We start from the raw sequence: 24,356 nt of genomic DNA, 5'->3' as shown, positions 1-24,356 counted from the left end.
AAACGGGCCCGCTTTAATCCTTGCTTTCATGCGTGCCGTTGTCCCAACACGCTGCACACGTTTGGCGACATGCATGAGTTCCCTCGCCCTCAAGCCTTGTTCTTGTTGTAGACGTCGAAGACCACGGCGCCGAGCAGCACCAGGCCTTTGACCACCTGTTGCCAATCGACATTGACGCCCATGATCGACATGCCGTTGTTCATGACGCCCATGATGAAACCGCCGACCACCGCGCCAACAACCTGACCGACGCCGCCCATCGCCGAAGCGCCGCCGATGAACACAGCGGCGATGACGTCGAGCTCGCTGCCGAGGCCGGCCGCCGGCACCGCCTGGCCAAGGCGCGCCGCAATAATCAGCCCGCCGAGCGCCGAGAGCACGCCCATATTGATGAACACCATCAGGGTCAGCCGCTCGGTCTTGATACCCGATAGCTGCGCCGCCTTGGCATTGCCGCCCATTGCGTAGATGCGGCGGCCGACCGTCATGCGTTTGGTGACGAAGACGAACAGCGCGATCAGCACGCCCATCACCACGAGAACGATTGGCAGACCCCTGTAGGTGGCGAATTGGTAAACCAGAAACAGCGCCAGGGCGCTGGTCACCAGGGTCTTGACGACGAACAGCGAGAAGGGCTCGGCTTCGTAGCCGTGCCGCTCGCGGCTGCGCCGTGCCCTGAGCCCGAAATAGGCATAGGCGACCACCGCGACGATGCCGAGCACGATCGTCGTCATGTGCAGCGTCAGGCCGCTGCCGACGATTGTCTTGCCGGCGGCGTTCACCACCGGCGGTATCAGCGTCAATGAGCCGATCACGTCGGGAATGAAGCCGGAACTGAGCGCCTTGAAGCCGACCGGAAGCGGCCCCACGGAAGACCCCCCACCCAGCAGCGCCTGGCAGATGCCGCGGAAGATCAGCATCCCCGCCAGCGTGACGATGAAGCTCGGTATTCGGTGATAGGCAATCCAGTAGCCTTGTGCCGCGCCGATTAAACCACCGACGATCAGGCAGATGATCGACACCACCAGCGGATTGCTGAAAGGGCCGAGAGGCCAGATGACCATCATCATCGCCGCCAGCGCGCCGATGAAACCGGCGACGGAGCCGACGCTGAGATCGATATGGCCGGAGACGATCACCAGCAGCATGCCCAGCGCCATCACGATGATGAAGCTGTTCTGCTGCACCAGGTTGCTCAAGTTCACCGGCTTGAACAGCGTTCCGGACGTCGTGTACTGGAAGAACACCATGATGGCGATAAGCGCCAGGATCAGGCCGTATTCGCGCAGGTTGGTGACCAGCGCCGAGACAGCAATGCGCGGCCCTTGCTGCACATCTTCGGCGACGCCGCTTTTCGGGACGGGACCGCTTTCGGTGCTCATGATGCTTTTCCTTCTCCGCGAACGATGGCGCGCATGATCTTTTCCTGGCTGGCATCACTCGCCGCCATTTCGCCGACGATACGTCCTTCGTTCATGACATAGATACGGTCGGTGATGCCGAGCAGTTCGGGCATCTCGGACGAGATGACGATGATCGCCTTACCCTCCGAGGCAAGACGCGCGATGATCGTGTAGATTTCATACTTGGCGCCGACGTCGATGCCGCGCGTCGGCTCGTCGAGGATCAGCACCTCCGGATTGGCGAACAGCCACTTCGACAGCACCACCTTCTGCTGATTGCCGCCCGATAGATTGCCGGTCATCTGATAAACGCTGGACGAGCGGATGTTGGTCTTGGCCTTGTAATCGTTGGCGACGGCGAGCTCGCGCATGTCGTCGATCACGCTATGGCGCGACACGCCGGGAAGATTGGCCAGCGTGATGTTGTGCTTGATATGATCGATCAGGTTGAGACCGTAGGTCTTGCGGTCTTCGGTGACGTAAGCAATGCCGTGTTCGACTGCCTTGCTGACAGAGGAGACATCGATGGGCTTGCCCTTGAGCAGCACCTCGCCGGTGATGCCGCGGCCATAGGAGCGGCCGAACAGGCTCATCGCGAATTCGGTGCGTCCGGCGCCCATCAGCCCGGCGATACCCACCACCTCGCCCTTGCGGACGTCGATATCGATACCCTTGATCACTTGCCGCTCGGCATGGATAGGATGATAGACCGACCAGTTCTTCACCTGGAGCACGATCTCACCGATGTCAGGCTCGCGCGACGGATAGCGGTCGTCCAGCGAGCGGCCGACCATCGAGGTGATGATGCGGTCTTCCGAGATGTCCTTCTTCGCCAGCGTCTCGATCGTCCGCCCGTCGCGGATGATCGTGACCTTGTCGGCGACCCGGTTGATTTCGTTGAGCTTGTGCGAGATCAGGATCGAGGTGATGCCCTGCCGCTTGAATTCGAGCAACAGGTCGAGCAGCGCCTGGCTGTCCTTTTCGGACAGGCTCGCCGTCGGCTCGTCGAGGATCAGCAACTGCACTTCCTTGCTGAGCGCTTTGGCGATCTCGACCAGTTGCTGCTTGCCGACGCCGATATTGGTAATCAGCGTCTTGGGGTCTTCCTTGAGGCCCACCTTCTTGAGCAGAGCGCTGGTGCGCGTCTCGTTAGCGTTCCAGTCGATGATGCCGTAGCTGGCGTGTTCGTTGCCGAGGAAGATGTTTTCGGCGATCGAAAGCATCGGCACCAGCGCGAGTTCCTGGTGGATGATGACGATGCCGCGGCGCTCGCTGTCGTGGATGCCTTTGAAATGGCACTCATCGCCGCGATAGACGATTTCGCCGTCATAGGTGCCGACTGGATATACGCCCGACAGCACCTTCATCAGTGTCGACTTGCCGGCGCCGTTCTCGCCGACAACGGCGTGGATCTCGCCTTCCTCGACGCTGAGGTTGACATTCGAAAGCGCCTTGACGCCGGGAAACGTCTTGGTGATGTCACGCATCTCCAAAATCGTCTGGGCCATCGGGAATACCACTCCTGCGAGGTCCGGAAACATACCGGGTCGTTCACTGGCGAAGCGGGGCCCTGCGTTGCGCAGGACCCCGGGTTTTACGTCTGCGGTTACTTCAGCTCTTCGGCCTTGATGTAGCCGGAATCGACCACCAGGGCCTGGTAGTTCGACTTGTCGACATCATGCGGCGTCAGCAGGATCGAGGGGACGACCTTGACGTCGTTGTTGTAGGTCTTGGTGTCGAGGCCCTCCGGCTTGCCGCCCGAGAGCACCTTGTCGACGAGCTCGACCGTCGCCTTGGCGAGTTCGCGGGTGTCCTTGAACACGGTCGAGTACTGCTCGCCGGCGATGATCGCCTTGACTGAAGCGGTTTCGGCGTCCTGGCCGGTGACGATTGGCCATGGCTGATCGGCCGTGCCGTAACCAACGGCGCGCAGTGAGGCGATGATGCCGCGCGACAGGCCGTCATATGGCGAGAGCACGCCATCGACGCGGCTGCCATCCGAGTAGTGGGCGGAGAGCAGATTGTCCATGCGGGCCTGGGCGGTGGCTGCCAGCCAGCGGAGCGTGCCGACCTTGTCCATGCCCATCTGGCCGGACTTCACGACGAGGGTCTTGTCGTCGATCAGCGGCTGCAGAACGGACATGGCGCCGTCGTAGAAGAAGAAGGCGTTGTTGTCGTCAGGCGAGCCGCCGAACAGTTCGACGTTGAACGGACCCTTGTTCTCGGGATAGCCGAGGCCCTTGAGCAGCGATTTCGCCTGGATGACGCCGACGCCGAAATTGTCGAACGTGGTGTAGTAGTCGACATTCGGGGTTTTCTTGATCAGCCGGTCATAGGCGACGACGACGACGCCGGCGTCAGCGGCCTTCTGCAGCGCGTCCGACAAGGTGGTGCCGTCGATCGAGGCGATGATCAGCGCCTTTGGGCCCTTGGTGATTTCGTTTTCGAGCTGGCTGAGCTGATTGGGGATATCGTCCTGCGCATATTGCAGGTCGACAGTGTAGCCCAGAGCCTCGAGCTGGGACTTGACGGCGTCGCCGTCGTTGATCCAGCGCTGCGAGGTCTTGGTCGGCATCAGCACGCCGATGAGGCCTTCGCCTGCCTGCGCCGGGACCGTCATGGCCGCGATGCTGAGGGCCGCGACGGCGGCCAGTGTCTTGATGATCTTCACATTAACTCTCCCTGGTTGATGGACGCGCACCCTGGGTTTCGTGGGCCGCGCGATCGTGCAGGAGCGCCAAAACGCGCCGCTGCCGCCATATCGATCTCCGGTATCCTCCCAATCGGCCCTGAGACTCTGGTTCCGGTCGATGCGATTGTTCTCGCTGGCGACGGTCAGGTTTCAGGACGCGCAAAGGTGTGGCGCTTTGCCATAACTGTCAAATGCGATCTTTGGTAGTTGCTATACCAAAACTGGTATACTGAAAGTGGCCAAAAGAATTGAAAGTGGCCAAAAGATCGGGCCGGGATTGCCGGCCGGCCACCAGCGAGGAGCAAACGGAGATCATGGCGGCGTTACGGGATTTTGGCGGACTTTCAGAGGGTTATGGGGAACGTCCCGGCAGGAGTGAGACCTTGCTGCGCAGCGGCCTCAGTCTGCGCCACATGCGCATGATCGCAGCCCTCGACGACCATGGCCGGGTCAGCGCGGCAGCCCAGGTCATGAACATCTCCCAGCCCGCCGCCTCGCGCATGATCGCCGAGATGGAGGCGGTGCTCGACGTCAAGCTGTGCGAGAGGCTGCCGCGCGGCATCACGCTGACGCCCTATGGCAAGGCGTTGGCGAGGCGCGCGCGTTCGATCCTGCTCGAGATGCGCGAGGTCGACCGCGAGATATCCGAGCTCAAGGCAGGCAAGGGCGGCTCGGTGTTCCTGGGCGCGGTGACGGCCCCTGCAATCGAGCTCGCCGTGCCGGCGATCCGCGAGATCCGGCGCATCTATCCGCGTATCGAGATCACCATGCAGGTCGAGACCTCCAATGTGCTGGCGCGCGAACTGATCGCCACACGTCACGATTTCATCATCGCGCGCATCCCCGAGGACCTCAATCCGCGGCTGTTCGAGGCCCGCGTCATCGGCGTCGAAAAAGCCTGCCTCATCGTGCGCCGCGGCCACCCGCTGGCCAAGGGCAAGGCGGTGCGGCTGGAGCAGACCGCCGCCTATGACTGGGTTTTCCAGTCGGGCGGCTCGCCGCTGCGCCAGGCGATGGAGAGCAATTTCCTGAACCGCAACATCGCGCTGCCGGACCGCATCCTCAACACCAGCTCGCTGCTGCTCACCCTGGTCATGGTCGCGCAGTCGGACGCCATCGCGCCGGTGTCGATCCAGGTGGCGAAATTCATCCAGAACCCCGAGGGGCTGGCCGGCGCCATCGACGTCGTCCAGACCGAATTCGACATCGAGGTCAGGCCTTACAGTCTGATCACCGTAAAAAATCGCGTGCTGTCGCCGGCGGCCAAGATGCTGCACGACTTCATTTTGCGAGAGGTGGGCTAACGGCGTTAAATCAAGCGATCCGTTGCCAATTCACTCTTCCGCCATGTCGCTTCAATCAGAATATCGCTCGAGCGAAGGAACCACACAGGGCCGTGCCGCGTCATAGAAGCGGGCTCCTGTGCAGGTCCCCAGCGAGGCTATCTATGATCAGGCTTCTCCTCGTCTTCGCCGCGTTGCTTGCCTTCGCGTGCGGCGGGGCGCGTTCGGCCAAGCTGGACCTGGCGACCGTTAATCAGGCCCAATTCACCGCCGGTGAACCGAACGATCCGACGCTGCTCAAGGCGCAGATTCTCTTGGATCGCGCCCGCTTCTCGCCGGGGCTGATCGACGGTCGCCTCTCAGAGAACTTCGCCAAGGCAGTCGGCGCCTTTCAGCAGGCGAACGGACTCCGATCCGATGGCAAGCTCACTGCGGAGACCTGGAGCAAGCTCACGGCGACCTCCGCCGACCCGGTGCTGGTCACCTATGAGGTGACGCGCAAGGATTTGCGCGGACCTTTCACCAGGCGTATTCCGGCTCGCATGGAGAGGATGGCCCGTCTGCGGCGGCTCGCCTATCGCAACGCGTTGGAGAAGCTGGCGGAACGCTTCCATGTCAGCGAAAAGTTGCTCAGGATGCTCAATCCAGGCGCCGGCTTCAGGAAGCCCGGCAAGACCTTGATCGTGCCTGATGTTGGCCGCGGCGATCCTCCCGCCGGCGTAGCCGGCATCGAGGTCGACAAGGGCGCTCGCCTGGTGCGCGTGCTCGATCCTTCCGGCAAATGGCTCGCAGTCTACCCCGACTCGATCGGCAGCGATGAAAACCCGGCGCCAAGCGGCACGGCGGAGGTCAAGCGCGTGGTGCGCAATCCGACCTATCACTACGATCCGGATTTTGCCTTCAAGGGAGTCAAGACCAAGCGTCCCTTCACCATCGCGGCCGGGCCGAACAATCCCGTGGGATCGGTCTGGATCGATCTCTCCATCGAAAGCTACGGCATCCACGGAACGCCCGAACCCGGCAAGATCGGCACGACCTTCTCGCATGGCTGCATCCGATTGACCAATTGGGATGTCGAAGATCTCGGCTCCATCGTGCAGCCGGGCACGAAGGTCGAGTTCAAGGACGAGACCGCCCGCGCCGTTGACGAGCTTGCTCCGTAGCAAAGCGGACTGGCCCGCCACCTGCTCTCGCAAGGCCCGGGCGCGCGCCGGAGACGATGCCGGATGACGTCCTATGGACCTGGCCTTCAGGCCGGTGGCGAGCTACGAGGTGGCTGAAGACCCGTCCGACGACCCCGGCAAACGATCGCGAATGGCTTCCTCCGTTCGCTTTGCCGTCGATTCAACAACTTTGCCGACCTTGCCTGCTAGGGTGCCGGCATCTCCACCCGAGCCTTGCCGGTCGGCCTCTTCCTTGACCGTTTCGTAGGCCTCGGAAGGCTCATGGTCGGACTGCATAATGACGCGCCACGCCTAGCTCTCATTAAGGTCAAAGCTCACCGGAAGGTTGTAGTCTATTGCACGATTGGCAATCATGTTCGCCAGGTCGGAATCTGAGACCGAACATGCCGGTACGATCTGTTTGAGCGCCTTAACGGCGAGCCCTGTCGATATGAAACTATGGCGCCGCCTCCGACTATTTACATACTGTTCGATGAGATTTTCGAGCTCACGCATGTGCAGTCCTTCTTTGACGTCAACTGTGCCAATTGAACCCAGCCGTAATCGATCCGGAGCGAGGGCTCATTCACATTGTTTATTTGACGAGAAATCTTGATGCCGCATCAGTGCGTCGACGCGTCTTGGCCGAGGGCGGTCACCGTGGCTCATGGAAGAGATTTAGGTAAGTCGTATCAAAGTCGGCCAGTAAGGCCAATCGCTGGAAATCAAGGATAACAATCCTGCGGTCTTTCCAGATAACCAGGTCCTTCGCTCGAAGCTCCTGCAGTGTCCGATTCACGTGAACTACAGATAGACCAAGAACGTCCCCCATTTCCGCTTGCGTCAGTGGAATAGCGAACTTCTGGTCAGAGGCCAATCCGACTATCTCTAATCGGACATACAACTCGCAAATTATATGTGCGAGATGCTGTTTGGCGGAGCGACGCCCGAGGCAGGTTATCCAGGTCCTTTGGATCGAGGCGTCGATAGTCGTCGAAAGCCAGAGCATCCGGGTGAGATGTGGACTTCCACCCATTGCTGTAAGCAGGTCTTTGTGTCGAATGAAAACTACATCGCACGAACCCAGCGCGCTCACGCTGTGGTCCATCACTTTTAGCAGTAAACTATGCAGATCGACAAAGTCTCCCGGCACGTGAATTGCCGTTATTTGACGCTTTCCTTCCCGAATAGCCTGGTTTCGAACTGCGAACCCATTCGCGACAAGGCAGCTTTCGGTGGGGCGGGATCCCTCCCTGACGATCTCCTCATCGGGTCCGAAAGTTACCGGCCGAACCGGAAGAGCCTCAATGAGCGCGATCTCGTCTGGCGGCAGGGTGTCGCGGCGGTCGAGCATGTGAACCAGGAGGTCTTTGCCGAACATCGCGGTGCCTTTTGAGCAGATCAGGCATCGAGTTCCAGCGGCTCGTGCCAATTGACATGCCGCAGGTCCCGAGCATCTACGACTTGGCCGCCTGTCGGACACAGATAGAAAAGGTCGCTCTCATGTTCGACTTCTTGGCTATGTCGCTTGCCGGTCATGGGCGGCCCTGGTTGTGAAACGTTCGGTCGTCGTTCGAGATCCGTTCTTGTGTGGTCACGGCGTTTCCGAGCTTCCGAGCCTCCCGATACAGGGTCTCGCGATCATTGCCGTGCTTGCCAAAAAGCTCGCGGATCTGCGGTATTGAGAGGCCGAACTTGGTAGCGAAATAGCGGAATTCATAGTCTTGGTCGCGCGCGACGCGGTTTCCGTCGCCAGAACCTCTATTGCTCTTGTCGTCGGCCATTTGGGTTCCTCCCTGGCTGGCCTTCAGATCAAGCGCAAACGCGGATCAGCGTCTTTTGTTGCCGCCTCTTATTAGAATCACGTTATGTTCTATCCGGCTGATGTTTGCCGCTCACCTGATCATGTGGTCCTGTGAGGTGCGGCGCCGGCCGGCCCGACTGGGCAAGCTGGAGCGGGTAGCGGGAATCGAACCCGCGCGTTCAGCTTGGGAAGCTGACAAGCTACCATTACATCATACCCGCGCAGCAGCTTCGTTACCACGCAAGCCGGCGTTCGGGCAATGGGTGAGCGTGCACTCGTGCCTTGCCAGACTGTTACTCCGTCGTGGCAAGGGTATTGTCTGTGGCAAAGGCCGGCCAGTATTTCGAAATGGCCAGCGTGGCCCCGACGGTAGAAAAATGGCCATAGTCGAAATAGAGGAACTGGCCTGCGTCGGCGTAGGAGCAGCGTCCGGCGCTGCAGAGGAAATTCAGCGGATCGATGAAGGTGGCGCCTTTGGTAAATGCGCGCACACGGTTGTTGATGTCGGGATCCATGGCCATTGGCCAGGACGTATCATCGAGATTTTCGCGCTTTGCGAAGAACGCGATTTTCCGAACATCGGTTATGAACTGCGGGGACTGGCCGATGACAAACACACGCACACCCAGACCACGAACGGAATCGATCGTTTGCTGGAGACCGTCGAAACTTCTGGCCTCATAATCGGTCCACCGACCGCTGAGCACGACCGTCTTGATGCCAGCGTCCTGGATAATCTTCAGGGCTTGCTGATTGAACCGCATGCAATCCGGGCGTCCATAGGAGAAGTAGGAGAGAATCGGGGGACAGCCCGCGTAGGTGTATTCCACGATATTGGCCCGGAGTTGATTTATGTTGGCGTCCAGGCCTGGAACATAGTGGGCGGCGAACGAGTCACCCCACAACAAAACGGTTGTAGGGAAGCCGCGTGTGCGCGTGCAATCCTCGACATTCCAGTTTTCGATCCGGCTGAAGCCCTCGTTGAAACAGGTGCCATTGCCCCAGTCCCCGACAGGAATCCGCTGTTGGACATAGTCTGGAAAGCGTTGCGGAAAGCCGTTGCCGAGCGCCCCCGCCGCCCCGCCAAGGCAAAGAACAGCGATGGCGCCCGCTGAAAAGGCGAAGATGGGCGCCGGGGCGGTGAAGCTCCTTTTCTGCCGAAACGGCTGCTCGACGTACTTCCAGGAAAACGCAGCCAGCGCGAGGCTTGCTACCGTCAACGCAACGGTCATCGACGGGTCGAATTCTTCTAGTGAGAGATAGTGCGCGAACGCATTGATCGGCCAGTGAACAAGATACAGCGAATAGGAGATGAGGCCGATCCAGACCAGCGGCCGGACTTCTAGTATGCGGCTGGCGATCGTCGAGGGGCTGTTTTGGCCAACATAGATAAGCAGGACCGTTCCGACGCAGGGATACAAGGCGTTGTAGCCCGGGAACGGATCGCTCTCCGAGATCGCAAAGAACCCGATGGCGAGAAGGCCAAATCCGGCCAACCCGAGCAGTTCCATAAGAAACCGGCTGCTCAGGGGCGGGGGGCGTTTCAGCATGAGCACGGCGCCCAGCATGAGTTCCCAGATCCGTGTCGGCAGCAGGTAGAATCCCGCGTTTGGCGCCAGCCACGTCGCCATGACCGCCAGCACGAAACTGCCGAGGATGATCGGCAGGAGTATCGTCAGCCAGCGTTTGGCAAAAAAGCGGTAGATCAGGAACATCAGGATCGGGGCAAAGATATAGTACTGCTCCTCGACCGAAAGCGACCAGGTGTGCAACAGCGGTCGGAGCTCGGCATCGATCGAGAAGTAATTTGACGTTTTCCAGAAATATATGTTCGACCAGAAAGTCGAAGCCGCTATGACGCTGAGACTGAATTCATGCAGATCCGACGGTAGAAGAATGACCAGGGCCGCAACGCAGGTGAGAAGCGTGACAAAGATCAGCGCCGGCAGGATGCGCCGGGCGCGGCGCCAGTAGAAGCTGACGATCGAAAACTGGCCGCGTTCAAGGTCGTCCAGAAGGCTTCCGGTGATCAGATAGCCAGATATGACGAAGAAGATATCAACGCCGGTAAAGCCGCCTGGAATTGCCGAGATGCCGAAATGGAAGAGTACGACCGGCAGTACCGCAACGGCCCGAAGACCATCGATATCGCGCCTGTACTTCATTCAAGAAGCCCTGTGTTCGCAAGTCACGGTGAGGCAGCGCAGTCCGTCCATCACCGGGCGATGAGTCTGGCAGTTCGATATCAACTGGTTACCCTCTGTCACCCAATTTTGCTGCACTGCAACATAAGTGTCAAGAGCCCAATTCGGCAAAGCGCCGACCGCAGCAACTGAGCGATCGCCTTGATGGCGGGCGGCCAAGTGCGTATTTCTGAAGTTGTGCCCGAATCGGGGCAACCGAATCTGGAGACACGCCTTGTCTGCACTGACGCGCTTTCTCGGCGACACGCCGCTCCGGGTGCTCCTGAAGCTGCTGGTGCTGTCGTTCCTCGTCGGCCTTGTCATGAACGCTTTCGGCTGGTCGCCGATGGATGTGCTCTACGGCATCCGCAATTTCTTCGTCGATCTCTGGAACCTGGGCTTCCGCGCTATTGACCGTTTCCTCGGCTACATCCTGCTGGGCGCGGCGATCGTCATTCCAGCCTTCATCCTGCTCAGGATCGCCAACTACCGGAAATAGAGCAGACGCCGAACCGAAGGTCAGCGTGCGTCAGGCGAAGCCTGAGGCCGTTTCGAACAGGATGGCATGGCGCGCGGCCAGAGCCGCCACGTCAGTCGAATAGCCGCCGCCGATAACGCCGCAGACCGGGATGCCGAGCGCGCGGAAATGACGGATCACCATGTCGTCGCGCGCACGCAGCCCGTCGTTCGACAGCGACAACCTGCCGAGCCGGTCCTCGGAATGAACGTCGACCCCGGCATTGTAGAAAACGATGTCCCAGCGCGCCCTGGCGGTGAGTTCCGGCAGGATGCCGCCCAACCTTTCGAGATAGGCCGCATCGCCGATGCCGTCGGGCAGGGCGATATCGAGGTCGGAAGCGATCTTGCGCGTCGGATAGTTACGATCGCCATGCATGGAAAAGGTGAAAACGCGCCGTTCAGCGCCCAAAATGTCGGCCGTGCCGTCACCCTGATGCACGTCGAGATCGACGATCAGGATATTGCCGGCGACGGCTTCGGCAAGCAGCACCAGTGAAGCCACCGCAACATCGTTGAAGGTGCAGAAGCCGGCGCCTTGCGCGCGCCGCGCATGATGGCTGCCGCCGGCGGTATTGCAAGCGATGCCGTTCAGCAACGCCAGGCGCGCCGCCAGCACGGTGCCACCCGTTGCGAGCTGCGCCCTGAGCGAGACGCGCGGGCCTACCGGAAAGCCGATCTCGCGCTCGATTTTTTCTGGCACTTCGCAGGCCAGCACCTGGTCGACATAGCCGGCGGCATGGGCAAGCTTCAGCCATGATGCCGGGGCCGGCTCGGGCATGTTGAGCGCGGCGGGGCCGGCCAGTCCGCGCGCGCCCAAGGCTTCCATCAGCAGCTTGTATTTGCTCATCGGGAAGCGATGATTGACGGCAAAACCGGCGTCGTAGTCGGGATGATGAACGATCTGCAGGGGCATGAGCGGCAGGTGCTTTTTAGAGCGACTTCGGGTCAGAGCGGCTTGGATGCCCATTGATCGAGGCTGGTATCGCGCAACTCGTGCAGTGATTTGAGCCTTTGCATGTCCGCGAACCGGGCCATACCGGCAAGAATGCGGCCCGGAAGTGCCGGCCCGGCATAGATCATGCCGGTGTAGAGTTGGACGAGATCGGCGCCGGCGCGGATCTTTTCAAGTGCCGTCTCCGCGGAATCGACGCCGCCGACGCCGATGATGGCGGGGTCCGGGCCAAGCAGTTTGCGCATCTTTGCCAGCACGATCGTCGAGCGCTCGAATAGCGGTTTTCCCGAAAGCCCGCCGGTCTCGCCGGCAAGATCGGCGCTGCGCAGCCGCGGCCGCGCGATGGTGGTGTTGGAGACGATGACGCCGTCTATTGCTTTCTCGGTGACCTCGGCGGCGATATCCTCCAGTTCGGCCTCGACCAGGTCCGGCGCGATCTTCAGAAAGATGGCCGGCTGCGCGGCCGCTGCCGCACGTGCGGCCATGACGCGCGACAGCAGCTCGCCAAGCTGTTCACGCGCCTGCATGTTGCGCAGGCCCGGCGTATTCGGCGAGGAGATGTTGACCGTCAGATAGCTGGCGTAGGGCGCAAACCTGGCAACGCCGCGTTCATAGTCACCGACGCGGTCTGTGCTGTCCTTGTTGGCGCCGATATTGACGCCGACGATGCCGGCGCGGCCCTTGCGGGCGGCAAGCCGTTGTTCGGCGGCCGCGTGACCCTCGTTGTTGAAGCCCAGCCGGTTGATCACCGCTTCGTCGGATGTCAGCCGGAAAATGCGCGGCTTCGGGTTGCCGGCCTGCGGCAGCGGCGTGATCGTGCCGACCTCGGCAAAGCCGAAGCCGAGGCCAAGCAGCGCATCGGGAACCTCGGCGTTCTTGTCGTAGCCGGCGGCCATGCCGAGCGGATTGGGGAAATCGATGCCGCAGACGCTGACTTTCAGCCTGTCGTCGCGCACGGGTCTCCCGCCTATCGGCAGCCCGCATTTCAGCGTCGCGATCGACAGGCCGTGGGCGGCTTCCGGATCGAATGCGAACAGGAACCTCTGGCCGAGCCGGTCGAGCACGCTCATTCGGCCTCCAGCGTCGGGAATTGGTGCAGGCCATCGGTGCCGAGCGGCAATGGTTGCACCCAGACGACGGCGTTGAGGTCGAGAGGGCCGTAAAGATGCGGGAACAGCGCACCACCGCGCGAGACCTCGTATTTCAGCGCATCACCCAGTCTGGCGTCATCGACGGCGACCAGCAGCAGCCCGGTCTGGCCGGCAAAGTGTTTTGCCGCGGTTTCCTTGGCCTGGCCGGCGGTGGAAAAATGAATGAAGCCGTCGGCGACATCGATCGGCGCGCCGGTGAAGCGACGATTTCTTTCGGCCTCGCGCCACAGCGGTTCAGGCACTATCTTGTAGATAAGCTGAGACATGGTTGCGCTATAGTCCGAACCAATCGTACGGGGAAGAGGCAAGCAGGTTCCGGAAAAGTGTCACACGGTTTTCCGACGGAACCTGCGTCAAGGTAAAGGCCAGGGTTCTTCCCCATTTCCGGCGCAAACATGCGATAAGATTGCGCTTACTGGCCTATGGAGGACAAACAATATGCGTCCGCAGCACGTCTTGATCCCTGCAGCCCTCGTCTCGCTCGTCGCGGCATCAGCCTTTTCCGAGGAAGCCGACCGCTACCGGTTGGAAAAGTCGGCCACCGGCTATGTCCGCATGGACACGCAGACCGGTGCGATGTCGATCTGCGAGGAGCGTTCCGGCCAGCTCGTCTGCAAGATGGCGGCCGATGAACGCGCCGCCTTCCAGGACGAGATCGACCGGCTGCAAAGTTCGGTGAAGGCGCTCGACCAGCGCGTCGTCAAGCTCGAGAACTCGCTTGCCGCCCGCTTTGAGTCGACATTGCCCAGCGAGGAGGATTTCAACAAGACGATGAGCTACATGGAGCGCTTCCTGCGCGGCTTCATGGGCATCGTCAAGGACATGGAAAAGGACAGCGGCGAGGATGGCCTCAAGCCCAATTCGCAAAAAACCTGAGCACCGTTCACCGGGGAAGCCCGGCGCACCGGCTTGCCGCTTGAAAACGGCTGATATCGCCGCATAATCGTTCGACTGATCCCGCAAGAAGCAGACAATCATCAATGGGATTCGGGGAGGGCCATGTGCCGTCAGGCTATACTTTCGTCATCGCTGACGATCATCCGCTTTTTCGCGGTGCGCTGAGAGAGGCGCTTGCCGGCATCGGCGACGTCGCCGGCATTCACGAGGCCGGCGATTTCGAAAGCGCCAAGGCGCTGGTCGTGGCCAATGAGGACGTCGATCTGGTGCTGCTCGACCTGTCGATGCCAGGCGCTAGCGGCCTTTCCGGTCTGATCTCGCTGCGCGGCATCCATCCGACGGTGCCGCTGGTGGTGGTGTCGGCACATGACGACCCGGTGACCATCCGGCGCGCGCTCGACCTCGGCGCTTCGGGTTTCATCTCCAAATCGGCCAGCATGGAGGAGATCCGCAGCGCTGTGCAGTCGGTGCTTGCCGGCGACATCGCTGCGCCCACCGGCATCGATCTCGGCGTCGAGCGCGATCCCGAGATATCCGATCTGATCAAGCGGCTGCAGACGCTGACGCCGCAGCAGACGCGCGTGCTCGGCATGCTGGCGGAAGGTCTGCTCAACAAGCAGATCGCCTACGAGCTCGGTGTCTCCGAAGCGACGATCAAGGCGCATGTCTCGGCCATTCTGCAGAAGCTTGGCGTCGACAGCCGCACCCAGGCGGTGATCCTGCTGTCCAAGATCGGCAGCGACCCGCTGGCGGCGGCCGGCTGACCCTCCGGCTTTACTCGGCTGCCGACGCCAGCGGTCTGACCCTCGCCATCATCGAGCGCAGCACCGCTGGTTTGAGCGGCTTGTTGATCACCGGCACGTCGAGCCTGCCGGCGCTGGCGCGCACCTCGCTCGAGCGGTCGGCGGTGACCAGCACCGCCGGCATGTCATGGCCATGGATAGCGCGCAGTTTGGCGATCGCGTCAAGGCCGGTCTCGCCGTCGAGATGATAGTCGGCAAGCACGATGTCGGGTCGACGCATGCCGGCCCCCTCGAGGTCCCCCGAGCCGGCAAACGTGTCGACGCTGCAGCCCCAGCCTTCGAGCAGCAGCCGCATGCCGTCGAGGATGCGGGCGTCGTTGTCGATGCAGAGCACGCGGAGCCCGGCAAGCGAAGCAGCCGTGCGGACCGGCGCCTTGGCCTCGATCTCGCGCCGCGGCTCCTGCACTGCCGCGACCGGCAGGACGACGGAAAAGCGTGTGCCCTTGCTCGGGCTTGAAAATATCTGGAGTTCGAGGCGCAAGACGCGAGCGATGCGGTCGACGATCGAAAGGCCGAGCCCCAGGCCTTCGGCTTCGCGGGCGCCCTCATCGAGCCGGGTGAATTCGTGAAAGACCGTGTTCAGCTTGTCGGCGGCAATGCCGATGCCGGTGTCGATCACCTGTATCTCGGCCAGTTCGCCGCGCCGCCGCACGCCGACCAGGATGCGGCCATGGCGGGTGTATTTGATGGCATTGGATACGAGGTTCTGGATCAGGCGGCGCAACAGATTGCGGTCAGTCGTCACGCTGAGCGACGATGGCATGATCGTCAGGCTGAGTTTCTTCTCGGCGGCAAGCGGCTGAAAGTCGTTGCCGATCTGGCGCAGCAGTCCGTCCAGGCTGAAGGCCGTGTCGTCCGGTTTCATCGCGCCGGCGTCGAGACGGGAAATGTCGAGGACTGCGCCGAGAATGGTCTCGACCGATTCCAGCGAGGATTCGATGTTGATCGCGGCCTTGCCCGCAGGTCCCTTGCCGGCCTTTTCGATCAGCGACGAGCAATAGAGACGAGCAGCGTTCAGCGGTTGCAGGATGTCATGGCCGGCGGCAGCGAGGAAGCGGGTCTTGCCGAGATTGGCCTCCTCCGCCAGCATCTGCGCCTGTGCCAGCTCCTCGTTGACGCGGGTCAGTTCGACGGTGCGGTTCTTGACGCGCTGTTCGAGCGTTTCATTGGCGCGCTTCAGCGCCAGGTCCTGCTCGACGCGCCCGGAAATGTCGGCATAGGTGGCAACGATGCCGCCATCCGGCATCGGGTTGGAGCGCAATTCCAGGATGCGGCCGCTGGTCTTCAGCTCCATCTGCCAGGGGCTGACGAAGCTGGTGAGGCGGTTGAGCATCACCACCCGCTGGTCGGCCGGAATGTCGCCGCGCTCGGCAAGGTGGCGCAGGATGCGGTCGAGCGAGACGCCGACCTGGCCCATCTCGTCGGGCAGGTCGAACAGCGCCCGATATTGGCGGTTCCAGCAGATCAGCCGGAAATCCCTGTCGAAGACGGTGATGCCCTGTTCCATCTGGTCGAGCGCGATCTGCAGCAGGTCGCGGTTGTGCTGCAGCGCTTCGGTGGCGTCGTCGAGCAGGCGAAAGGCGTCCTTCGCCTCTCGATCATTGCGGCGCAGCAGCAGCGACAGGATGAGCCGCGCCGAAGAGGAGCCGACGGCACTTGCCAGAAGCTGCTCGGAGAAACGGATGACGTCCATGCTGGCCTGCTCGTTGCCGTGCAGCGAAGCGCCGTTGCTCTTTTCGAACGACTGAAACGACCGTTCAGTGCGTTCGACGCCGAGATAGCGCGCGATGGTGTCCTTGAGGTCGTTGACGGTGACGGTGGTGCGGAAGCGGCGCAGGCTCGGCATCGGGCTCGCCTCGCGCGGCACGAAAATCGACGCCTGGATGCGCTCCAGCGGCACCGACGCGCGCGACAGCGAGCCTAGCACGAAGAACAGCGTGTTGACCGACAGGCTCCACAGGACACCGTGGTTCAGCGGCTCGGCGACGGTGCCGAACAGCGCTTGCGGCCGCAACGCTTCGAAACCGAACAGGCCGTGGACGACGATGCCGGTATCGGACGCGGCGAGCGAAGGAAGCAGCAGCGTATAGCTCCAGACGACGATGCCGGCGACCATGCCGAGCGCCGCCCCCCTGCCGTTGGCGCCGCGCCAGATCAGCCCGCCGATCAAGGCCGGCGCGAACTGCGCGATCGCGGCGAACGACATCAGGCCGATCGAGGAGAGCCGCGCGCTGTTGGTGCTCTCGCGATAATAGAGGAAGGCGACGAACAGCATGATGAAGATCGCCGCCCGTCGCACGTTGAGGATGAGCGCTGACCAGTCCTCGTTCTCGGATGTCGTGGTCTTGAGCAGGCGACGCACAAACAGTGGAATGACGAGGTCGTTGGAGATCATGATCGACAGCGCGACGCTTTCGACGATCACCATCGCGGTCGCCGCCGACAGGCCGCCGATGAACGCCGCCATAGCCAACACATCGTGACCGCTGAGCAGCGGCAGCGACAGGACATAGAGGTCGCTGCTGGTCCTGGTGCCGACCAGCGCCAGGCCGGCGAGCGCGATCGGCAGCACGAAAAGGTTGATCGCCACCAGATAGAGCGGAAACACCCATGTCGCGGTGCGCAGTTCGGCCTCGCTGCGGTTCTCGACGATGGTGACATAGAACTGGCGCGGCAGCATGATGATGGCGAAACCGCTCAAACACGTCAGCACCAGCCAGGTTGCGAGCGAGGTGCTGTAGCTCATCGCTTGCTGAACTTGCGAATTCTCGGCGAGCTTGTCGACCATATCGCCCGGGCCGCCGAAGATCAGGAAGGTCACCATCAGGCCGATCGCCAGGAAGGCGGCGAGCTTGACCACAGTTTCGACCGCTACCGCCAGCACCAGCCCGTCCTGGTGTTCGGTGGCGTCGGCGTGGCGCGTGCCGAACAGCACCGCAAATAGCGCAAGCAGCATGGCGACGACCAGCGAGATGTCGCTGACGAATGGATCGAACGAAGGCGGCGAGCCGGTATAATGCTCGACCATCAGGCTGACCGAGCCGGAAATCGCCTTCAACTGCAGTGCCATGTAAGGCACCGCGCCGATCGTCGCGATCAGCGTGGCGATCGCTGCCACGGCAAAACTCTTGCCGTAGCGGGCGCCGAGGAAGTCGGCGATCGAAGTGATCTTCTCTGTCTTGGCCAGCCTGACGATGCGCCGAAGCAGCGGAAAGCCGAACACGAACACCAGCACCGGGCCGATATAGATGCCGAGGAATTCGAGGCCGCGCTCGGAGGAAAGGCCGACCGAACCGAAGAAGGTCCAAGAGGTGCAGTAGATCGCCAGGCTGAGCGCATAGATGAAGGGCCGGGCTCGGTCAGGCCCGGATGTCGTCGAGCGTTGGTCGCCGAGGCTGGCGATGACGAACAGCAACGTCACATAGGCGATCGCGATGATGACGATGAACCAGCCCTGCACGGCCCAAAAATCCTCCCTTGCCGGTTTTTGCATCCGGCCTGCTGAGACGCAATCACAGCTTGGCGATCAAGTCCATCGCGGCTTTCGGCGCAGGATGGCTGCGGCTTCGGGAAATTTTGGCCGGAACCGGTCTTTTGCCGATGCTGCAACCGTAGGTTTTTGCTATTGTGCCAGTGGGGGGAACGAAGCGGGGCCGAACGAAGCGGGCAGAGGAGGCGGCCTGGCCCGTCAGGACAAGGAGGGTCGGATGCTGAAAGAATTCCAGGAATTCATTTCCAGGGGCAATGTCATGGACCTGGCCGTCGGCGTCATCATCGGCGCCGCCTTCGGCAAGATCGTCGATTCCCTAGTCAACGACATCATCATGCCGATAATCGGGGCGATTTTCGGCGGACTCGACTTCAACAATTATTTCCTGCCCTTGTCCTCAGCGGTCAACGCCACATCGCTGGCGGAAGCCAAGAGGCAGGGCGCAGTCTTCGCCTATGGCAGTTTCATCACCGTGGCGCTGAACTTCATCATCCTCGCCTTCATCATCTTCCTGATGATCAAAGCGGTGAACGATCTGCGCAGGCGGCTGGAGCGTGAGAAGCCCGTTGCGCCTGCTGCCGCTCCGCCGGCCGATGTCGCGCTGCTCACCGAAATTCGCGATCTCCTCGCCAGGAAATAGCGCAGGGGCAAGATCTCTGGACCAAAACCCCGGTCGATTTCGGCCGGGGTTTTCTATTTTCGCCTGTCGCAAAACACGCTAGCTGTCCGGAAGGCGAAAAACGGATCCATCCATGACCCTGATCGAGAATTTGCGCGCCGAGGCCCGGGCCGCGCCCGAAAGCGGCATTGTCGCCGTCATGAACCGCGGCCGCGACCGCGACGGCATGATCCCGCTCTGGGCCGGCGAGGGCGACCTGCCGACGCCCGCCTTCATCACCGATGCCGCTGCCCGGGCGCTGGCCGGCGGCGAAACCTTTTATACCTGGCAGAAAGGCATCCCCGAACTGCGGCAGGCGCTCGCCCGCTATTACATCAGGCATTTCGGCAAGAGCTTCGCCGAGCAAGAATTCATCGTCACCGGCTCTGGCATGCATGCCATCCAGCTGGCGCTCGACGCTATCGCCGGCAATGGCGACGAGGTCGTCTATCTGTCGCCGGCCTGGCCGAACTTCGCCGCAGCCGCCGGCGTGGCGGGCGCCGTCCCGGTCGCGGTCACGCTCGACCAGTCCGGCAATGGCTGGTCCTGTGACATCGGCAAGATCGAGGCGGCGATCACGCCAAGGGCAAAGGCGCTGTTCGTCAACACACCGTCCAACCCGACCGGTTGGACCGCCGACAGGCAGACGCTGCAGGCGATCCTCGACCTTGCCCGCGAACGGGGGCTGTGGATCATCGCCGACGAGATCTATTCGCTGTTCCACTACGGCGACAGCCGCGCGCCGTCCTTCATCGACATCATGGCCGACGAGGATCGCATCCTGTTCGTCAACAGTTTTTCCAAGAACTGGTCGATGACCGGCTGGCGGGTCGGCTGGATCAAGGTCCATCCCTGCCTGCAGCAGGTGTTCGAGAACCTGGTCCAGTATTCGACCTCCGGCGTTGCCCAGTTCATGCAGCGCGGCGCCGTCGTCGCGCTCGACGAAGGCGACGCCTTCATCGTCGAGCAGGTGGAGCGGGCGAGGGCGGCGCGTGACCTGGTCTGCGGCATCCTAGCTGCGACCGGCAGGGCACGCTTTACCGTGCCGCAGGGCGCGTTCTATCTGTTCTTCGCAGTCGACGGCATCACCGATTCACGCGCCGCCGCCTTCGACATCGTCGACCGCGCCAATGTCGGCCTGGCGCCCGGAACCGCATTCGGTCCCGGCGGCGAAGCCTTCCTCAGGCTATGCTTCCACCGCCGCCTCGACCAGCTCGAGGAGGCCGCGCACCGGCTGGCGAAGTGGATGAAAAGTGTGTGAGGTTGAGGTCCGCGCCAAGCCGGACAGCTGCGAACCGTTGCACTCCTTGGCCAACGTAATCCTAGGGTCTGCGCCGCGTCGCTTCGCTCCTTGCTACGCCCTAGGAAGACGAAGGTAGCGGAAGCTCAGCCGCCGGACTTCGGCACCAGCAGCGGAATGACGCGGTCGCTTTCCCTCACCGCCGGCCGGCCCGCAGAACCGTAAGAGATGCCCAAGGCATCCCAGGTCTCGACCAGCGCGTCCTGAAGCGCCGCGATCAGCTGATCCGAATGGAATGGCGTCGGGGTGATGCGCAGCCGTTCGGTGCCGCGCGGCACGGTGGGGTAGTTGATCGGCTGGATGTAGATGCCGTGGACGCCGAGCAGGCGGTCGCTGGCCATCTTGCACAGTTCGGGATCGCCGACGAGCAGCGGCACGATGTGGGTAGCGGAGTCCATCACCGGCAGGCCCGCGGCGGTAAGAACCTGCTTCGTCCGCGTCGCCTGGCGCTGCTGCGCGGCGCGTTCGGCCTGTGAGCGCTTGAGATGGCGGATCGACGTGGTCGCCGCGGCGGCAATGGCCGGCGGCAGCGCCGTGGTGAAGATGAAGCCCGGCGCATAGGAGCGCACGGCATCGATCACCGCACTTGTGCCGGTGATATAGCCGCCGAGCGTGCCGAACGCCTTGGCCAGCGTGCCTTCGATGATGTCGATACGGTCGGCCAGCCCTTCGCGCTCGGTGATGCCGCCGCCGCGCGGTCCGTACATGCCGACGGCATGCACCTCGTCGATATAGGTCATGGCGTTGTACCGCTCGGCAAGTTCGACGATCTGTTTGATCGGCGCGATATCGCCATCCATCGAATAGACGCTCTCGAAGACGATCAACTTGGCGCGCTCGCGGCCCGCCGCCTGCAGCAGGCTTTCGAGATGCGCAACGTCGTTGTGGCGGAAGATCTTCTTCTCGGCGCCCGAACGCCGCACGCCCTCGATCATCGAGGCGTGGTTCAACTCGTCCGAGACGATCAGGCAGTTGGGCAGCAGCCGCGCAATGGTCGAGATCGAAGCTTCGTTGGAGACGAAGCCGGAGGTAAAGACGAGCGCAGCTTCCTTGTCGTGCAGGTCGGCCAGTTCCAGTTCGAGCTCGACCAGCGGATTGCTGGTGCCGGAGATGTTGCGGGTGCCACCGGCGCCGGATCCCATCTTGCCGGCGGCGTTCTGCATCGCGGCGATGACGTCGGGATGCTGGCCCATGCCGAGATAGTCGTTGGAGCACCAGACGGTGATTTCCTGGGCGCGGCCGTTGGCGCGCCAGATGGCGCGTGGGAAGTTCCCCACGATGCGCTCGAGGTCGGCGAAGATGCGATAGCGACGCTCGGCGTGGAGCTGGTCGATCGCGTCTTCGAAGAACCGCTGATAGTTCATTTCGGCTTCCCAATTTTTGCGTGGGATCATAATCATTGCCCTATTCGCCGTCTACTTGGCCTTTTTGGTCAAAATGCCACGCCCCAAGCCTGTTCCTAACGGCCACGGATCATGGCCTATTCCCTTGATGTGGATCAATTTTGTTTCAGGACGATGCCATGCGCCGATGAGACTGGTTACCGCAGGCACTGATGGAAATGGACTAATGGCCCAGTGGCAGGCTTTCCAGTAAGGCGGGTGTGGAGACAGCTTCCGATTAATCTTGAGCAGCGAGGACACGGATGACGGTTTTGGTGACAGGCGGCGCTGGCTATATCGGCAGCCATATGGTCTGGGAACTGCTGGACGCGGGCGAGAGCGTTGTCGTCCTCGACCGGCTTTCGACCGGCTTCGAATGGGCGGTGGCGCCGGAGGCAAAGCTTGTCGTCGGCGATGTCGCCGACAAGGAGCTGGTCGGCGGGGTCATCCGCGACAATCATGTGGATGCGATCATCCATTTTGCCGGCTCCATCGTGGTTCCCGAATCGGTCGCCGACCCGCTCGGCTATTACGAGAACAACACCTGCAAGACGCGCACGCTGATCGAGACCGCGGTGCGCGAAGGCGTGCCCAATTTCATCTTTTCCTCGACCGCCGCCGTCTATGGCGGCGCCGGGCTGGAGCCGGTGCGCGAGGATGCGCGCCTTGCACCGGAATCGCCCTATGGCCTGTCCAAGCTGATGAGCGAATGGATGCTGCGCGACGCCGCAATCGCCCACGGCTTGCGCTATACGGCGTTGCGCTACTTCAACGTCGCCGGCGCCGATCCGAGGGGCCGCACCGGCCAGTCGACGCCGGGCGCCACGCATCTGATCAAGGTCGCCTGCGAGACGGCGCTCGGCAAGCGGCCCTTCATGGAGGTGTTCGGCACCGACTATCCGACGCCCGACGGCACTTGCATGCGCGACTACATCCATGTCAGCGATCTGGCGGCGGCGCATCGGCTGGCGCTGGAACGGCTGCGCGCCGGGGGACCAAGCCTCGTCGCCAATTGCGGCTACAGCCACGGCTATTCGGTGCTCGAAGTTATCGACAGCGTGCGCCGCGTCTTTGGCCATGATTTCGACGTGCGGATCGGCGAGCGCCGTGCGGGCGACGCGGCGGCGGTGGTCGCCAATTCGGAGCTGGCGCGCCGCGAGCTCGGTTGGACCCCGCAACGCGATGACCTCGACCGGATCGTCGCCGACGCGCTGGCTTGGGAGCGTATCCTGACCGGCAAGAATTCGGCGCGGAGCTGAAGTCCCGGTTTTTCCTCCGTGGGCTCGTAGATCGAGCGTGGAAGCGCTATTGAAGGAGCTGCGCGGCTGAAACGTGGAGGCGTTTCGGCCGCGTCTGATCCTTTGGGGGCGGCATGAAGATATTGGTCCTTGGCGCTGGCGTCGTCGGCACGGCGGCGGCCTACTATCTGGCGAGCGACGGCCACGAGGTGACCGTGATCGAACGCCATCCGATGGCGGCGCGAGGCACCAGCCAATCGAATGCGGGCCTGGTGTCGCCAGGCGACGCCACCGCCTGGGCCTCGCCCGCTGCGCTGAGGACGTTTTTGCGCGCGCTCTACAACCACGATCTCGGCATCAAGGTGAGGCTGCGCTTCGATCCTTATTTCTTCGCCTGGAGTCTGCGCTTCCTGCGCCAATGCACGCATGCGCGACTGCGCGCCAACACCGACATCAAGCTGCGCCTGGCGCTTTATTCGCGCGACTGCATCAACGCCATCTCGGCCGACACCGGCATTCACTATGACGAGCGCAAGAAGGGCATTCTCTATTTCTTCCGCTCGCAGCAGAGTTTTGATACCGGCACCGACAATTACCGCTATCTCGCCGAGCACGGTCTGCCGATCGAGATCGTCGGCCGCGACCGGCTGGTCGAGATCGAGCCCGGCCTTGCCGGGGCCAGGGACAGAATAGCCGGCGGCGTCTATTCGCCGATCGACCAGACCGGCGACTCCAGCCAATTCACCCGAAACCTCGCTGCCTATGCCGCCGAGAAACTCGGCGTCCAGTTCCTCTACGGCACGACGGTCGAAGGCCTCGACATCGAAGGCGATCGGGTGCGCGCGGTGATGACCTCGGCCGGCCCGATAACAGCCGACGCCGTGGTCATCTCGATGGGGCCGGAGAGTGGCCTGCTCGGCCGCCGCTACGGCATCGACCTGCCTGTCTATCCGGTCAAGGGCTACACCGCGACCGTGCCGCTGGAGGACGAGGGCAAAGGGCCGACCATGGGCGGCGCCGACGAGGATCAGCTTATCGGCTATTCCAGGCTCGGCAACCGGCTGCGGCTTGCTTCGACCGCCGAGTTCACCGGCTTCGATCGCAGCCACAAGCCGAGCGATTTCGCCGCCATGTTCAGGACCGGCAAGGAGCTTTTCCCAGGCGCCTTCGACGAGAACAAGGCCGAGCTCTGGGCCGGCTTGCGGCCGATGATGCCGAACTCGGTGCCGGTCATCGGCCGGGCGCGCTACAGAAATCTCTACCTCGACACCGGCCACGGCCATGTCGGCTGGACCATGGCCTGCGGCTCGGGAAAATTCCTTGCCGATGTGGTCGCCGGCCGCAAGCCGGAGATCGACCCGCAAGGGCTGGTCTATGTCAATTGAGGGAGAATTAATCGTCGTGTCGGCACCGGGAAGATAAATGCGTCTAATACCGT

The 24,356-nt window shown here is 62.2% G+C and carries 20 protein-coding genes and 1 tRNA gene; 9 read left to right on the top strand and 12 right to left on the bottom strand.

Annotation, left to right across the window (positions count from 1 at the left end):
• Nucleotides 1-89: 89 nt before the first annotated feature.
• Genes mmsB through chvE form a run of 3 tightly spaced genes read right to left on the bottom strand, consistent with a single transcriptional unit; the run spans nucleotide 90 to nucleotide 4,074 of the window.
• A complete protein-coding gene (gene mmsB, locus AC0L2C_RS15240; protein WP_128177935.1) occupies nucleotides 90-1,382 on the bottom strand; it encodes a multiple monosaccharide ABC transporter permease in 1,293 nt (430 codons plus the stop codon).
• A complete protein-coding gene (gene mmsA / locus AC0L2C_RS15235; RefSeq protein ID WP_473523747.1) occupies nucleotides 1,379-2,986 on the bottom strand; it encodes a multiple monosaccharide ABC transporter ATP-binding protein in 1,608 nt (535 codons plus the stop codon). The genes mmsB and mmsA overlap by 4 nt, the downstream gene beginning before the upstream one ends.
• 23 nt (nucleotides 2,987-3,009) lie before the next feature.
• Nucleotides 3,010-4,074: a multiple monosaccharide ABC transporter substrate-binding protein gene (gene chvE / locus AC0L2C_RS15230; RefSeq protein ID WP_023802196.1), complete on the bottom strand. Its 1,065-nt coding sequence runs from the start codon at nucleotides 4,072-4,074 to the stop codon at nucleotides 3,010-3,012.
• Nucleotides 4,075-4,409: 335 nt separating this feature from the next.
• Here chvE and AC0L2C_RS15225 point away from each other — a divergent pair, with 335 nt between their 5' ends.
• Nucleotides 4,410-5,399, top strand: coding sequence for a LysR family transcriptional regulator (locus AC0L2C_RS15225; RefSeq protein WP_128177941.1), 990 nt, complete (start codon nucleotides 4,410-4,412; stop codon nucleotides 5,397-5,399).
• Nucleotides 5,400-5,542: 143 nt separating this feature from the next.
• Nucleotides 5,543-6,541: a L,D-transpeptidase family protein gene (locus AC0L2C_RS15220; protein ID WP_473523737.1), complete on the top strand. Its 999-nt coding sequence runs from the start codon at nucleotides 5,543-5,545 to the stop codon at nucleotides 6,539-6,541.
• Nucleotides 6,542-7,196: 655 nt separating this feature from the next.
• Here the strand turns inward: AC0L2C_RS15220 and AC0L2C_RS15215 are convergent.
• The 4 genes from AC0L2C_RS15215 to AC0L2C_RS15200 form a co-directional block, all read right to left on the bottom strand.
• A complete protein-coding gene (locus tag AC0L2C_RS15215) occupies nucleotides 7,197-7,895 on the bottom strand; it encodes a Crp/Fnr family transcriptional regulator (RefSeq protein ID WP_091600261.1) in 699 nt (232 codons plus the stop codon).
• Between the two features lie 181 nt (nucleotides 7,896-8,076).
• Complete coding sequence (locus AC0L2C_RS15210; RefSeq protein ID WP_023802203.1) at nucleotides 8,077-8,325, bottom strand: DUF3606 domain-containing protein; 249 nt, start codon at nucleotides 8,323-8,325, stop codon at nucleotides 8,077-8,079.
• Between the two features lie 167 nt (nucleotides 8,326-8,492).
• Nucleotides 8,493-8,566 (bottom strand) — tRNA-Gly (locus tag AC0L2C_RS15205).
• Nucleotides 8,567-8,638: 72 nt separating this feature from the next.
• A complete protein-coding gene (locus AC0L2C_RS15200; RefSeq protein ID WP_473523736.1) occupies nucleotides 8,639-10,510 on the bottom strand; it encodes an acyltransferase family protein in 1,872 nt (623 codons plus the stop codon).
• 253 nt (nucleotides 10,511-10,763) lie between these two features.
• On the opposite strand from AC0L2C_RS15200, the gene AC0L2C_RS15195 reads away from it, so the two are divergent.
• Entirely contained in the window at nucleotides 10,764-11,027 is a 264-nt protein-coding gene (locus AC0L2C_RS15195) for a DUF6460 domain-containing protein (RefSeq protein WP_023803306.1), read from the top strand.
• A gap of 30 nt (nucleotides 11,028-11,057) precedes the next feature.
• Here the strand turns inward: AC0L2C_RS15195 and AC0L2C_RS15190 are convergent, their stop codons facing one another.
• From AC0L2C_RS15190 to AC0L2C_RS15180, 3 genes are read right to left on the bottom strand one after another with little or no spacing between them, the layout of a single operon-like run.
• Complete coding sequence (locus AC0L2C_RS15190; protein ID WP_473480159.1) at nucleotides 11,058-11,960, bottom strand: histone deacetylase family protein; 903 nt, start codon at nucleotides 11,958-11,960, stop codon at nucleotides 11,058-11,060.
• Nucleotides 11,961-11,992: 32 nt separating this feature from the next.
• A complete protein-coding gene (locus AC0L2C_RS15185; protein WP_023803304.1) occupies nucleotides 11,993-13,069 on the bottom strand; it encodes a quinone-dependent dihydroorotate dehydrogenase in 1,077 nt (358 codons plus the stop codon).
• Entirely contained in the window at nucleotides 13,066-13,416 is a 351-nt protein-coding gene (locus AC0L2C_RS15180) for a DUF952 domain-containing protein (protein ID WP_128178048.1), read from the bottom strand. The genes AC0L2C_RS15185 and AC0L2C_RS15180 overlap by 4 nt, the downstream gene beginning before the upstream one ends.
• 172 nt (nucleotides 13,417-13,588) lie before the next feature.
• On the opposite strand from AC0L2C_RS15180, the gene AC0L2C_RS15175 reads away from it, so the two are divergent.
• Nucleotides 13,589-14,026 (top strand): hypothetical protein, encoded by a 438-nt coding sequence (locus AC0L2C_RS15175; protein ID WP_023803302.1) that lies wholly within the window; start codon nucleotides 13,589-13,591, stop codon nucleotides 14,024-14,026.
• Nucleotides 14,027-14,151: 125 nt separating this feature from the next.
• Nucleotides 14,152-14,811: a response regulator transcription factor gene (locus AC0L2C_RS15170; RefSeq protein ID WP_023803301.1), complete on the top strand. Its 660-nt coding sequence runs from the start codon at nucleotides 14,152-14,154 to the stop codon at nucleotides 14,809-14,811.
• Nucleotides 14,812-14,821: 10 nt separating this feature from the next.
• Here AC0L2C_RS15170 and AC0L2C_RS15165 read toward each other — a convergent pair whose 3' ends face one another.
• Nucleotides 14,822-18,310: a hybrid sensor histidine kinase/response regulator gene (locus AC0L2C_RS15165; RefSeq protein WP_023803300.1), complete on the bottom strand. Its 3,489-nt coding sequence runs from the start codon at nucleotides 18,308-18,310 to the stop codon at nucleotides 14,822-14,824.
• A 247-nt stretch (nucleotides 18,311-18,557) separates the two neighbouring features.
• Between AC0L2C_RS15165 and mscL the strand changes: the two genes are divergently transcribed.
• Both mscL and AC0L2C_RS15155 read left to right on the top strand, forming a co-directional pair.
• Nucleotides 18,558-18,980 carry a large conductance mechanosensitive channel protein MscL gene (gene mscL / locus AC0L2C_RS15160; protein WP_023803298.1) on the top strand — a complete coding sequence of 141 codons (423 nt, stop codon included), beginning with the start codon at nucleotides 18,558-18,560 and terminating at the stop codon, nucleotides 18,978-18,980.
• Between the two features lie 112 nt (nucleotides 18,981-19,092).
• On the top strand, nucleotides 19,093-20,259 hold the full coding sequence (locus AC0L2C_RS15155) for a pyridoxal phosphate-dependent aminotransferase (protein WP_473523735.1): 1,167 nt from the start codon (nucleotides 19,093-19,095) through the stop codon (nucleotides 20,257-20,259).
• Between the two features lie 125 nt (nucleotides 20,260-20,384).
• Here the strand turns inward: AC0L2C_RS15155 and hemA are convergent, their stop codons facing one another.
• The gene (gene hemA, locus AC0L2C_RS15150) at nucleotides 20,385-21,662 is read right to left on the bottom strand and encodes a 5-aminolevulinate synthase (protein ID WP_077376755.1); all 1,278 of its coding nucleotides are present in this window, start codon (nucleotides 21,660-21,662) and stop codon (nucleotides 20,385-20,387) included.
• A 281-nt stretch (nucleotides 21,663-21,943) separates the two neighbouring features.
• On the opposite strand from hemA, the gene galE reads away from it, so the two are divergent.
• Together galE and AC0L2C_RS15140 are read left to right on the top strand one after the other, a co-directional pair.
• Complete coding sequence (galE, locus tag AC0L2C_RS15145; protein WP_128169123.1) at nucleotides 21,944-22,939, top strand: UDP-glucose 4-epimerase GalE; 996 nt, start codon at nucleotides 21,944-21,946, stop codon at nucleotides 22,937-22,939.
• A 113-nt stretch (nucleotides 22,940-23,052) separates the two neighbouring features.
• Entirely contained in the window at nucleotides 23,053-24,303 is a 1,251-nt protein-coding gene (locus tag AC0L2C_RS15140) for a D-amino acid dehydrogenase (RefSeq protein WP_128169122.1), read from the top strand.
• Nucleotides 24,304-24,356: the final 53 nt, after the last annotated feature.

The sequence above is a fragment of the Mesorhizobium sp. WSM4845 genome (assembly GCF_055811455.1).
Note: the sequence above shows the minus strand (reverse complement) of the source record. Positions and strands in the feature narration are given on the sequence as shown.